Origin of the sequence: Psychrosphaera sp. 1_MG-2023 (assembly GCF_030548245.1) — a bacterium.
Taxonomy (GTDB): Bacteria; Pseudomonadota; Gammaproteobacteria; order Enterobacterales; family Alteromonadaceae; genus Psychrosphaera; species Psychrosphaera algicola.
Window position 1 is genome coordinate 124,244 of sequence record NZ_JAUORW010000013.1, and the last position, 12,690, is coordinate 136,933.

The window sequence follows — 12,690 nt, forward strand, 5'->3', positions numbered from 1 at the left end:
AACTAACGATATGGGTGCTAAGCACCCGACAAGGAATACAACATGAACATGAAAATTCGCCAACTTTTGCAAGCTTCAATAATGACGCTCGTGCTTTTAATGTCATCACCTTTTGTCCAGGCAGGAAGCCAACAAGGCAAACCGGCGGTGCATAAATCGGAAGATATAATCTCTTTTGCCAAGCAAGTTGAAAAATTTGCCGCCAAAAAACACGCTCGAGCTTTTATATTATCTCGCTTAGGGCAAGCTCAAAGCAGTCTACCTAACGGCATTGAGTTTACCCACACGGCGATTGCCATTTATTCAGAGATCAGCTTAGACGATGGAACAAAGGCAAATGGGTATGCTATTTATAATCTTTATCAAAACGCAGGTGATGCAAAACGCAGCCAGATAGTCATGGACTATCCCGCCGATTTTTTCTGGGGAGTTCACGAACTAAAGTCAGGGATTATTATTCCGTCGGAAGAAATACAAACTCGATTAATTCAAGCAATACAGAAAAATTATCACGTAACATTGCACAACCCCAAATACTCGTTAATCGCGAATCCGTTTAACAACAAATATCAAAATTGCACGGAACATACATTAAACGTACTTAACGCGGCAATTTATCAAACGGACGATATGAAGGTCGTAAAACAAAGCATCAAAAATTACTTTGAACCGCAACGCCTTAAAATATCACCACTTAAATTAGCTCTAGGCAATTTATTTGTAGATGGGGTTAGAACGTCAGATCACGGTAGAAAAAAGCAGACGACGACATTTACAACCATAGGAAATTATTTAACTGAGTTTGGTCTTGAAGACGGTAGATACACGTTAGTTTTTAATAAAGCGACTGGGTCATTATTAGAGACTAAGCATATATAGGTTTATGATTCAAAAACAAAAACGCTCAATCTAATATTGAGCGTTTTTTGTATTAAGAAGATTTTTGCGGTTAGCACTACTTATTAATCTCTCCGAGATACATGCGGGACAATAACGCTAGTCCAATCGAACTTTGAATCTGATGTCACCATAAAATCAGGGTTTAAGAATGACTCACGTAAGTTATACGTTAATTCACCAAATTCTGAGTCGATAATACAACCACCCGCTTCTTCTACGATAATTTGTGGCGCACCGGTATCCCATTCACCCGTTGGCCCAACTCGAATATAAATATCGGCGGTACCTTCAGCAACTAAACATGACTTAAGCGCACAACTGCCTAACGACACAAATTCAATTGGAATATCTGGCTTAATGTACTTTGTAATCGTATCGAGCGTTTGGACTCGGCTGATCGCAACGCGTAAATAAGGTTCTTCACGATTTATCGGTTTGGCTTTTATTTTCTGGCTTTCACCATTTTGAATTTTGAATGTGCCATGACCTTTACATGCCCAATATGTTGTTTTTGTCACAGGCACATGAACCACACCCAATACCGGCTGGCCATTTTTTATCAGAGCAATATTTACCGCAAAGTCTGATCGACCGGCTACAAATTCCTGGGTGCCGTCTAAGGGATCGACTAGCCAATAAAGCTGCCAGTCTTTTCGGTCTTTTAAAGCAAGGTGCTCAGTTTCTTCTGACATAATAGGGATGTCAGGCGTCAAAGTTGTAAGCGCCGCCATGACAATTTCATTGGCAGCGTAGTCGGCACTTGTTACTGGTGACTCATCATCTTTACTAAATTCTTCAAAGTCGCCTTTAACAAAAAAGTCCATAATAGCTTCGCCTGCAGAAGTAGCGATGTCGATAGATAGATGAGCTAGCTGGGGTAAGGTAAATTCCAATTTATTGTCCTGAACAATTGCGTCAATTTAAAAGTAGCCGATAACTTGTATATTATCACGCATAAACTTGAATTCTATATTGCACTAAGGTCTAACCTTAGTTAAAAATTGTCTTGCTAAGAACAAAGCTGTCACGCTTCGAGCTTCAGAGAAATCTTCTCTATCCATTAATTCATCGCTGTCCTGCAGTTGCCAGTGTGACAAAACAAGCGGTTCTGGCTCATCGCCAGGCAGCGTTTCTGGATATAAATCAAACGCAATAAAGATATGCATTTCTGAATTAAAGTAACTTGGAGCTATCGAAAGGGTTTTCAATTTAACTAAGCGTTTTGCACCAAACCCGATTTCTTCTTTCAATTCTCGGTTAGCAGCTTCTTCTGGTGTTTCCCCAGGGTCGATTAATCCTTTTGGAAAACCAAGTTCGTAACTGTGAATGCCCGCGGCATATTCACTGACTAAAATAAACTGCTCCTCGTTCACCATAGGGACAACCATCACAGCACCGCGTCCCGAGCTTTTCATTCGCTCGTAGAACCGATGTTCCCCGTTACTAAAAGTGAGTTCAACTTGTTCGATTTTAAATAATCGACTTTCCGCCACCAGTTTTGTTTCGTGCACATGAGGCAAGGTTAGTGAGCCTAGTTGTGTTGTCGATTTATTTTCAAATGTCTTACCTGACATCGTTTGCCTTCTGCTACTATTGCGTAATTAACTTCTTTAACTATAACGACTCGACGCCAGAAATCTATGCTTAATTGGTCACAAATTGAAACTGTTTTATTGGATATGGACGGCACGTTGCTGGACCTACATTTTGACAATCACTTTTGGATGGAACACACCCCGAAAGCCTATGCGATAAAACACAATATCCCGCTTGCTCAAGCAAAAACTGAACTTAAAAAACAGAACGATGCTGTGTTTGGTCAATTAGAGTGGTATTGCCTTGATTATTGGCAAAAGGAACTTGATCTGCCGATCGTCCAACTCAAGCGTGAAATTAGTCACCTAATTCAATTGCGAGAAGATACCGTGCCATTTTTAGACGCGTTAAAAGCCGCAGGAAAACGAGTGGTTTTGGTCACCAATGCACATCCAGATTCGTTAAGTTTAAAAATCGAAAAAACTCAGCTTGATTCTCATATTGATGAATTAATTTCTTGTCATCAATTTGGCGCAAGTAAAGAAAGCCAACATTTATGGACCCAGTTGCACGCCCATTTAGACTTTGATCCGTCACGCACTTTATTTGTCGACGATTCCGCAAGAATTTTGCAGGCTGCCGAGCAATTTGGTATCAAACACCTGCTAGCGGTTTCGAATCCGGACAGTAAAAAGCCACCAGTGAATATTGATGACTTCGTAAATACCAGTGATTTTAGAAATTTGATTAACGACATTATCTGATCACTAAATTACTTCTTTATTGCATGAACGAAGTGGCTGTTGCTTGTCAAAAAACAACGTTATTTCTGCCACTTCAACTCCAAATTTACGCATAGAGGTGCGATTAAAAACGCGATACTCATCCAGTTGATACATCCAATCATCTAAAAAGAATTCATAACTTGAACCGTCAATGTCTAAGCTGAGGTTGTATTGCCATTGAAAAGCAAACCCCGATGTTTGTCCCGACGCCACGCCAACAACATCATTCGCAGTTCCGCTATATTGATTGTTCTGCGTTTTGGTTAAGTTCCAAATCCGTTGACTGACTTCCCCGTCGTCAAAATAAAACCATTCATTAAGTTGGCCATTTGATTGGTTATTTACCTGTTGCCACTGTCCTTCTAACTCAACACAAAATCTACGGTTCACCTTGTTGGTATAATCTTGGATCATACCCCACGCCACAACTGGGCCATTAAAATAGGTTTCTAACTGAAAGTTTCCCGCTGTTGTCTTGTATTCACCAATATCAGTGGAACACCCGCCTATCAGCGCTATAGAACCAGCAATCATTGTCGCCATTAGGGTTTTATTAATTTGTTTCATTATTCTGACTTCCTATTAGTTGTTGCCGCAATGTCGGTTCAGTGGAGTTTTTTGCCAACCATATTCCGGTAAAAAATGTCCCAAACTCTGTTGTTAGTTGAGGTCCTATTGGTTGGTCATTAAAATAAAACAGACTGCCCTTGCTGTTAACTTCAATTGCTAAACTGTCTGACGCGCTAACATTTGGCCAAATGTCTAACAGCACATCACGAAACTTCGCCATGTCTTCGGGGTTTAGTTTTTGTTTGCGCCACTGATCAAACGTATTGTCAACGAGGTCCTGTTTTTCAATATCTCGTAGATAGGTTAGTTTGAGATACAGAGGTAAATTTTCACGGTAGTTATCGTTATCGCCGTCTATGTATTTACCATTTTGTGTGTACAACGCTGCGTCATAAATTGACCAAAATGCAAATTTAAACCGCCCCTTACCTACCAATTTAAGAGGTCTTGCGTCGACCGTATTATTTGTCCTATTCGATTCGATATTGGCGCTATTTGCGTTAGTTGAAACAGTGTTTTGTCCCAATGTTAGCTGTGCAATTGGTGATCCATTACTTTGAGTCGCAAGTGCACCACTAACAAACGTCAACAAAGTGATATATAACCATCGAGCCGCCGTTTTGTGGGGATACTTAGTAACCATGTGCAATCGCTTACTATTATAGAGATGAGGCATAACGGCCTCCCTGTCGCGTAGAATGGTCGACAATCAAACGGGTGAACAACCCAAATGACAGCCCCCAAACAAATGAATAACTTAAGAACAATAAAAACGGCTTAACCTGTGACGTTGCCGCGCCAAACTCGATCCCAGCTAAGTAACTCAGAGGCCCAAACAAAGAACCACAAATGACAGCGAGCAGCGGATGTTTAGCGAAAAATTTCATTGAATGGTTAAGCGTTAACGCAAAACAGGTCCAAAGAACAACTAACCAAAATGGCAAAAAACCTGGCAATAATGCAAATTGGTCAAAGGAAATAATCCCTAATTGGATCATCAAGGTTTCAATGATACAGCCACTTGCAGTGACAATCAGTGCCAGTTTAATGTCAGCTCGACGATAGGCTTTATTTAAATACAGATGCAGGCAAATGGACAAAATTGAAATAGGCACAAAGTACGTCTGATACGCAATCAACCCAAACCAATTAACTTGAAACCAAATAATATTGAACATCGAACACCTCTAACCGCAGTTAGTAGGTAGTACGGAGGATAAGTTTAATAGGATCAAAAAACGCGACTGTTTATTGAAGTCGCGTTTTTACTTTTTTTGCGGAAATTTAATCTTCGAAAGAATAACCGTGCGGCAATCCTTGCATAGAGCGGGTAATTAGAACCACACCCTTATTTGTAACTCGGTAGCCCGCAGCTCTGTCTGCATCATGATCATAACCAATCACTGAGCCTTCAGGAATAATACAACCACGGTCGATTATCGCTTTTTTAATCTTACAATTCGCTTCAATTGTAACACTCGGCAAAATAACTGAATCTTCAACTTCAGAGTGAACTTCAACTTTTACGTTTGAAAATAGCAAAGAACGTGTAACAACTGCGCCTGAAATTATGCAACCAGCTGAAACCACTGATTCTAATGCCATACCTTTTTTGTCTTCGTCATTAAATACAAACTTAGCTGACGGTAATTGCGCTTGGTAAGTCCAAATCGGCCAGTCCTGATCGTACAGATTTAATGCTGGGGTAGTTGCAATCATTTCCATGTTTGCTTCCCAGAAAGAATCTAATGTACCAACATCTCGCCAATAGGCTTTCTCATCCTTACTTGGCGCTCTAAAGCCATAAGCAAAAACTTTTTCAGCCGCAATGATTGAAGGAATAATATCGTTACCAAAATCATGCGTAGAGTCAGGGTTTTTAGCATCCGCCTCTACTAGATCAAGTAGGAAGTTCGCATCAAATACGTAGTTCCCCATCGAGGCTAGCGTAAATCCTGGTTTTCCTGGGATTTCAGCAGGCTCAGCAGGTTTTTCTTGAAAGTCGACAACGCGATAGTCTTCATTTACTTTCATTACGCCAAATGCGCCAGCTGCTTCTTCAACCGTCGTTTCAATACAACTTACAGTCATCTTTGCTTCTGACTCAACATGTTGAGCAATCATTGGTCCGTAATCCATTTTATAAATGTGATCACCAGACAATATCAAAATGTATTTAGGACGCATGCCTCTAATAATATCGATATTTTGATAAATCGCGTCTGCTGTACCTAAGTACCAATTTTCTGAATAACGTTGTGACGCCGGCATGATTTCAACCGTTTCGCCAAATTCACGTTTAAAGTGGCTCCAGCCGTTAACCAAGTGGCGAATGAGAGAATGAGCTTTGTATTGAGTTAATACACCGATTTGTCGAATACCAGAATTGACACAGTTGGATAAGGGGAAGTCAATTATGCGAAATTTTCCGCCAAAATAGACCGAAGGTTTTGCACGCCACTCAGTCAGTTCTTCTAAGCGACTCCCACGTCCACCAGCCAAAACCAATGCCATAGTATCTTTTGTTAGTGCGCTTACGTAACGCCCTGGGGGATTTGCCATTGTTTTTCCTTTTTTTGTCATGATTAAACAACGAATGACATCATGAATTGCACTTAATAATTAATGCACATTCCCTACTCGTTATTACAGATAAATTAATTTCAGCAATGAATACGAATTCAATTAACATACCTAAACTAAGTGTATTCTGTGTTACATACAAAGAATAATTTTATGCATAATCAGTCATCGCACCAGTTGATTGGTTATAACTAAAAAAATGATTAAAAACTGTTCTATCCTGCGACGCTCAAAATTTCACAACCGATTGAATTTTAAGTTAAATTAATTTCACGTGTTCTGGCCTCACTATATTTTGAACAAAACACACATTTGATTAATAAACCGTCAGTCTAAAAATTAGAGGAAATTTTATTGATTAATATCGATTTTTTAAAACAGAGAAAACTTAATACGTAGATGTTGCTAACCGTTTTGGTGCATTACTGCCTTAAAATCATACAGCTCATGTATAAAAGTGAAATGGACCAATTAAGTTTATTTATCGTGGTGAGGTGAATTATTTTTGATTCATCAAGCTGATCACAAACCTTGCATCTGTGACCAGCTCAATAATGTATTAAAGAACTATTTTATATTTACCTTTAACATCGGGTTTACCAAACATGGACAAACCATTGTGTACCGCTTTTGGTAATGTGGCGTCAGGTTTTAAGTAACCGTCAAAACCGAACTTTGTTGTGGATTCAATTAATGCCTGCCCTTCCAATCCGAGTCGATTTTGGCCATTAAACTTAACCGTGACGTTATTTTCCTCACAGGCTAACTCTGCGGCAATCGTACCAAATGCAATCGGGCCACCAAAGTCGATTTCAGATTTAGACCAGACCAATTCCCCATCCAATGTATCGCAAAGTGCTGAGGAATATTGATAGTCGATTATGTCTAAAATAACTCTGCCACCAACATTAGCAATAGGTATTGGTGAATATTTTTTTAGACTCGATGCCGGTAAACGAATGACTGAACGAGTGACTTTCAAGCCAGACATCGAATACGAGACCGTTCCCTTACCGCTGTATTGCGAGACGTCACGCACCGGACCAAACTTAAATTTCACTTCTACCTGCGCTAGAAGCAGCTTTAATGGCGATACCTGCCATTCTACTTTGTTTAATACTTCACCCTCGACCTGAAGGCGTTTAATTTTTCCTTGCCATACCGTGCCGCTCATTTGCTCGTATGCGATACCTTTTGGTAAGTCAAAACGTTCGGCAATCAGTGACACTGGCATTTTGATCAACACTAGTACAATCAGAAAGATAAAAAATAGGATAACGGCTTTAATCATCGACATTAACTGCGCCCCAAATCAAGACGGCGTATTTTTACCCGCCCATCTACATCTGAACGTGAGAAGTCGATGCTCTCCACGGCAATGCCATGTCGATTTTGTAACTCTGTTAACCAAGTCACAAATTTGTTAAATCCGACTTCTTCGATACCCACTCTAACCGTATCTGTTTTTTGCGGCTGCAAGCGAGATATAGTGACTCCGTGCTTACGCGCAGAGGCATTAATAAGTTGTGTAATTGAGCTTTGGCTCGTTTTAGCAACGCCACCGCCTTTTGCCGACTCTATAATATTAATTTGCTCGGCTGCCCAGTCGTTTAACTCAATTTGTTTCTCAAGCTTTTGCGTTGACTGCTCTAAACCCGTATTCACTGTGCTAATAATCGAATACAAAGCAAACAGAGGTAAAAAGATAGCCAATGCTAGTAACAGTTTTTGTTCACTGTCATTTTTGGTTTGGTAATAAGCAGATATTTTGTTTCGTAATTCAGATAACTGACTCATATTACTCTACCTCCTTCACGTTGATGGTTCCTGAAACAAGGTTGCCTTCATTGCTCACTGCACCTTGTTTCACATCTAAGCCAAGCTGTTCAAGGCCTATCCGGAATTGCTCAAATTTTTGGAAGGTTGGTGCCGAGGCGCTTATCCGCAACTCACCGCGGCTTGCTTCGAATCGGAATGACTCAGCAATAACACTGCTGTGCTTTTGTAACACAGGCGTTAGCTTCAACATAAGTTGCAAATAACCTGAGTTATCCGCGACAACGCCACCCGAAACATCTGCGACTTTTTTAGTAAGTTGACGTTTTAACAGCGCAACACGCACTTTTTCTTTTGGAAAAGCGGCTTGATACATTGTGACTAACTCGGCCTTTTTAGCCACCAACTCTTGGCTTTTGTTATGCCAGCTCACGCCTTTTGCGACGATTTCCAAGAAGAAAATCACTAACGCCATAACGCCAACCGTGCTCCAGATCTGCCAGTTTTTACTGATTTGCTTTTTCGGCGCAAGATCACCCTGTAACAAATTCCATTTAACTTGCTCGGCACCTTTTGCTAACACCAACATCGGCAGTTCAGGTTCAGGGTCTGATAATTCAATATTGGCGTTTAGGGCCAATTCAGCAATGACATCTTCCGGCAATGGCGTAAACGGCTTTAACGTTAAAATTGACGAATCAGCTTCTGATCCATCAATGTCGGCAACCCCATCTTTACCTTCGTTCGAATTTTCGGCTGCATTAGCGTTATTAGCAACGAGTCGTGCAACATAAATCGGCAACCACTGAGATTCGACAAAAGTGCCCTGCCAAACATTCTCACGGAAAATCCAACCATTACCAATTTGTAAAGTTGTGATCAGTGGTGCGTCAGTTTTCTGTTCAAACGGTAAGCAAAGGGATTCTGGGATGATCCGTTTAACAGGGATACCTGCATCATTAAGGGCGTCCAACCATGTTTTGATCAACGATTTACTGACAATGGCAATATTAAGCCAATGTTTGTTAAGCGCTTTATCAAAGCCCATGTCTTCGGTGGCTATGTGCAACGCGTCAATGTCCTCAGCAAGCTCATCTTCCAACATATAAGGCAACGCCTTGATGATTTGGCGACTTGGTTTTGTGGCCATATAATGACAATGCAGACGCACGTCAGCACCATTAGTTAAAACGGTTACTTGTCTGCCCTGAGCGTACTGCGCTAGGGTTGATAATTCACTTTGATGTTCCAATTCACCGGAAACAATAACTTCATTAGTCGTATCAGAATACACTATCCAAGGTACTGTACTAGTTGGTTGGCTGCTCATCCTCAGGATTAGCTTCTCGCTCAACTTTTCCTCCAAAGCGACGACCAATCACATACGTATTGTATTTGTCGTCCAGCTGTATAACGCTCGTTAATGCGAACTTCATATCGTTATAATATGCGTTTGTAATCAGTTTAAAGAACTTGCTCTTCACCGTAAAATAATTATTTGCTGCGGTGACGCCTTTGATGTTCTTCATTTCAGACAACGCCCAAAAATCGTTTATGTCAGTGAACCCTTCTTCGGGTCTTTGTTCCAAGATTGATTCAATCTTGGCTTCATCAATGTTTAAAATTGCTCGGAGTAATTCACTCTCATCTTTTTTCATCGTATTGATGTTAAATTCAAAGCTACTGCTTTGCGGAATAACACAAAATCGCCTTTGCAACTGAGCCATAACCACTACGTCAAAACCGTATATAACACGTAATTCATTTTCATGGGCCAGTGGACTATTGCCGCTGAGGTAGGGAAACGCTAACGACGCATACATATCGCCGTCATATCCCGCCGCTTCAGTGGCGTAGTCATCTGGGTCGAGCCAGTCATATAAGTTATTGGCTAAATCATCAAGACTGAGTTCGCTTGATATATCTAGGTTTTCTAAATAGCGAACAAACACATCTTTACGAAATTTAAGCTGGTCCTTGTCAACGCTTTTGTCGTACAAACTGTTTAGATTAAAGCAGCTGTTAAGGTCAATAATTTCGCCTTCAATTAAGCCATTGTCGACCGGAAAACTCATGCCTTCCATTGCCCAGCTTTGCGATAGATTAATCACCCCTTTGTCTGTTTCTGCGATACCCGATAACAGACCTTTGACAAAGTGCTCTGACCCCATCGCATACCAATAGGCCTGTTGACGTTCAAATAGATTAGACACTCGTTTTATTTGATAGCTTTGCAGCGACATCATTTCCGACGCTAATACAACACACAAGGAAATAACTAGCATGACGGTAATTAACGCTAATCCGCCCTGCTTTTGCTTTCGTTTAGTTTGCTTTTTCAGGTGCATTACGATCCCACCTGCGTTTTTGCTATCAAAGGAAAAATACGTTCAATTTTACCGTAAACTTTCGATTCGATAATTAACTTAACCAAAGGTGGCAAACTATTTTCAGTTAATGACTCCTGCCACTCTTTGCCATCAAAGTATTCCAACGTCATTGTTTCTACTTCGCTGAGCAACGGTTGAATGCGAAGTTCAGCACCGTAATTAGCATCGACAAAATTAAAGTATAAACGCTGTAACTGGCCTTCGAATAAACGATACACAACCGGTTGCAGTTCACTTCTTGGTAATACCATTGCTGGGTTTGTCCAACCATCCCGGACAAAAGCAAATCCAATCCCCTCGGACTCAAATAGATACTCCTGAGCAATAAACAAGGCTTCACTTGGTTCTTCACCGTTAACTCTTGCTTTACGCTGCGCTAACTGCACAAAGTCCGATTCGATGATCACAAAGGCTCGTTGTAACTCAGTAAGTTGCTCATTTCTAAGCTTTATAATTTCGTGGCTATTAACCGTGTTATGCAAAACTGAATATGTGGCCATACCTAACATTGCAAATACCACTAGGGCTAACAACATTTCGAGTAGGGTAAAACCAAGCTGAGCAATGCCTCGGCTCATTCTATTTTGCTTTAAGGAGACCATTATTGGGTCTCCTTCGCTTTATTTTCACTAACAAACGTACTCAATTGATGAATGCTTGTAGCCATCGACTTATCTAAGCCGACCGACACCGTTATTTGGCGTAAGCGTTTGTCTTCTGTTTCCACTACAACTTGCTGCCAAAACCACAGTTTACCTGCCATTTCGACTTCGCCTTTTTCGTTATTTTTTGGCGGCCAAACCTGCAAGGCTTGCAGCTCAGCTAGTCGATTATTAGCGACCCAAGAAGCAAAGGTCATTTCTTCAATTTGGCTTAGGTTATTTGCAGATTGACCGACCAACTTCATGATTGCCCCGGCTGAATAGGCAAAAATGGCAAGGGCGAGCAACAGCTCAATTAAGGTAAAGCCCTGTGATGATTGACGTCGCATACGTTGGCTTGAGTTCATTTAGTTATCCAACGCCAACTGCTGTAACGGGTCATACATTCTCACCGGCGCAGTAAATTCACCACGGATAAGAAAGCTTACTGGGTTGGCAAAACCATCGTCAAATTCAACGGTAATATCAAATGGGGAGATTTCACCCGACGACAAAATAAAAATTTGTGGTATCGCGAGCTTTTGCTCTTCTGGATCTAGTTCCTGCAGTTGCTCTAGGCGTTCTTCATCAATAAATTCAACAGCACTCAATAGGTTGTCTTCTTGCCACGATAAACCGTCGAGGATCAACTCTAAACGAACATATTCGTCGAGAGGTTTGATATCAAAAGGCGGTTCTTGGAATGGTTGCCAGGCTTCACCGTCAAAGACTAAAAATGCAAAACGGTCTTCGGTGACAGCCAGTCCCAATTGCATATTATTTAATACCGCATATTCCGACGCTAAATTTACCAAGTGGGTCATTCGAGCCGCTTGTTTTTCGGTGAGTTCAAAGGGATCCGGAGCAAGCGAAGGCAAACGTACCATAGTGACCAAATAACCGATCACAACGATAACAAGCAACAGTTCTAACAATGTGAACCCTTTACTTTTATGCACTGAACTACCTATGTTGTGTTGCGAAATAAATAACTTTATCTGAGACAAAACAGGGCCTATCGTAAGACAAGCCCTGCGTATAACGGTTACAACGAGTTTGGTTTATAAAAACTCGTCAGCGTTCCAGTTACCAATATCGTCATCAGTACCGGCTTCGCCGTCTGGCCCCATAGAGAATAAGTCGTATTTGCCCAACTCTCCTGGAGAGATCAACTGATATTCATTACCCCATTTATCCACAGGGACTTTTTTCAAAAAGCCATCTTCAGGATAATTACGTGGTACAGGCTCCATTTCAGGCATTGTCACTAATGCTTCCATACCTTGCTCTGTTGTTGGGTATTGACCTGCTTTTAATTTGTACATGTCTAACGTTGATTCTAGGTTACGGATTTCAATTGCCGTACTCTGAATTTTTGCATCATCCGTAGACCCCATTAAGTTTGGTACAACCATGCCCGCAATCATGCCTAAAATAGCTATTACGATCATGACTTCTAATAAGGTAAAGCCGTTTTGTTTGTTGTGTTTCATATGAGACCTATTCACT

At 40.9% G+C, this 12,690-nt stretch carries 16 protein-coding genes; 2 read left to right on the forward strand and 14 right to left on the reverse strand.

All coding sequences use genetic code 11. From position 1 onward, the window contains the following. Positions 1 to 42 precede the first annotated feature (42 nt). A complete protein-coding gene (locus tag Q4575_RS13560) occupies positions 43 to 879 on the forward strand; it encodes a DUF2145 domain-containing protein (RefSeq protein WP_252736871.1) in 837 nt (278 codons plus the stop codon). A gap of 83 nt (positions 880 to 962) precedes the next feature. On the opposite strand, the gene cysQ is transcribed toward Q4575_RS13560, so the two are convergent. Together cysQ and nudE are read right to left on the reverse strand one after the other, a co-directional pair. Continuing rightward, positions 963 to 1,793 (reverse strand): 3'(2'),5'-bisphosphate nucleotidase CysQ, encoded by an 831-nt coding sequence (gene cysQ / locus Q4575_RS13565; protein WP_256448322.1) that lies wholly within the window; start codon positions 1,791 to 1,793, stop codon positions 963 to 965. An 84-nt stretch (positions 1,794 to 1,877) separates the two neighbouring features. Further along, positions 1,878 to 2,474, reverse strand: coding sequence for an ADP compounds hydrolase NudE (gene nudE / locus Q4575_RS13570; RefSeq protein ID WP_215964182.1), 597 nt, complete (start codon positions 2,472 to 2,474; stop codon positions 1,878 to 1,880). A 66-nt stretch (positions 2,475 to 2,540) separates the two neighbouring features. On the opposite strand from nudE, the gene yrfG reads away from it, so the two are divergent. Further along, entirely contained in the window at positions 2,541 to 3,200 is a 660-nt protein-coding gene (yrfG, locus tag Q4575_RS13575) for a GMP/IMP nucleotidase (protein ID WP_303523230.1), read from the forward strand. A gap of 3 nt (positions 3,201 to 3,203) precedes the next feature. Here the strand turns inward: yrfG and Q4575_RS13580 are convergent, their stop codons facing one another. The 12 genes from Q4575_RS13580 to gspG form a co-directional block, all read right to left on the reverse strand. Continuing rightward, positions 3,204 to 3,788 carry a DUF3833 domain-containing protein gene (locus tag Q4575_RS13580; RefSeq protein ID WP_303523231.1) on the reverse strand — a complete coding sequence of 195 codons (585 nt, stop codon included), beginning with the start codon at positions 3,786 to 3,788 and terminating at the stop codon, positions 3,204 to 3,206. Beyond that, entirely contained in the window at positions 3,775 to 4,467 is a 693-nt protein-coding gene (locus Q4575_RS13585; RefSeq protein ID WP_303523232.1) for a chalcone isomerase family protein, read from the reverse strand. Before Q4575_RS13585 ends, Q4575_RS13580 begins: the two co-directional genes overlap by 14 nt. Beyond that, positions 4,451 to 4,969 (reverse strand): DUF2878 domain-containing protein, encoded by a 519-nt coding sequence (locus tag Q4575_RS13590; RefSeq protein ID WP_303523233.1) that lies wholly within the window; start codon positions 4,967 to 4,969, stop codon positions 4,451 to 4,453. The genes Q4575_RS13585 and Q4575_RS13590 overlap by 17 nt, the downstream gene beginning before the upstream one ends. 106 nt (positions 4,970 to 5,075) lie before the next feature. Beyond that, entirely contained in the window at positions 5,076 to 6,353 is a 1,278-nt protein-coding gene (gene glgC, locus Q4575_RS13595) for a glucose-1-phosphate adenylyltransferase (RefSeq protein WP_303523234.1), read from the reverse strand. Between the two features lie 580 nt (positions 6,354 to 6,933). Beyond that, positions 6,934 to 7,671: a type II secretion system protein N gene (locus tag Q4575_RS13600; protein ID WP_303523235.1), complete on the reverse strand. Its 738-nt coding sequence runs from the start codon at positions 7,669 to 7,671 to the stop codon at positions 6,934 to 6,936. Further along, complete coding sequence (gspM, locus tag Q4575_RS13605) at positions 7,671 to 8,171, reverse strand: type II secretion system protein GspM (protein ID WP_215964176.1); 501 nt, start codon at positions 8,169 to 8,171, stop codon at positions 7,671 to 7,673. The genes Q4575_RS13600 and gspM overlap by 1 nt, the downstream gene beginning before the upstream one ends. Before the next feature lies 1 nt (position 8,172). Further along, positions 8,173 to 9,480: a type II secretion system protein GspL gene (gspL, locus tag Q4575_RS13610; RefSeq protein WP_303523236.1), complete on the reverse strand. Its 1,308-nt coding sequence runs from the start codon at positions 9,478 to 9,480 to the stop codon at positions 8,173 to 8,175. Continuing rightward, a complete protein-coding gene (gene gspK / locus Q4575_RS13615; protein ID WP_215964174.1) occupies positions 9,461 to 10,498 on the reverse strand; it encodes a type II secretion system minor pseudopilin GspK in 1,038 nt (345 codons plus the stop codon). Before gspK ends, gspL begins: the two co-directional genes overlap by 20 nt. Further along, positions 10,498 to 11,142 carry a type II secretion system minor pseudopilin GspJ gene (gene gspJ, locus Q4575_RS13620; protein WP_303523237.1) on the reverse strand — a complete coding sequence of 215 codons (645 nt, stop codon included), beginning with the start codon at positions 11,140 to 11,142 and terminating at the stop codon, positions 10,498 to 10,500. Before gspJ ends, gspK begins: the two co-directional genes overlap by 1 nt. Beyond that, on the reverse strand, positions 11,142 to 11,549 hold the full coding sequence (gene gspI / locus Q4575_RS13625) for a type II secretion system minor pseudopilin GspI (RefSeq protein ID WP_272181251.1): 408 nt from the start codon (positions 11,547 to 11,549) through the stop codon (positions 11,142 to 11,144). Before gspI ends, gspJ begins: the two co-directional genes overlap by 1 nt. Further along, the gene (locus Q4575_RS13630; RefSeq protein ID WP_303523238.1) at positions 11,550 to 12,140 is read right to left on the reverse strand and encodes a prepilin-type N-terminal cleavage/methylation domain-containing protein; all 591 of its coding nucleotides are present in this window, start codon (positions 12,138 to 12,140) and stop codon (positions 11,550 to 11,552) included. Positions 12,141 to 12,242: 102 nt separating this feature from the next. After that, a complete protein-coding gene (gspG, locus tag Q4575_RS13635; protein WP_272181248.1) occupies positions 12,243 to 12,674 on the reverse strand; it encodes a type II secretion system major pseudopilin GspG in 432 nt (143 codons plus the stop codon). Positions 12,675 to 12,690 lie beyond the last annotated feature (16 nt).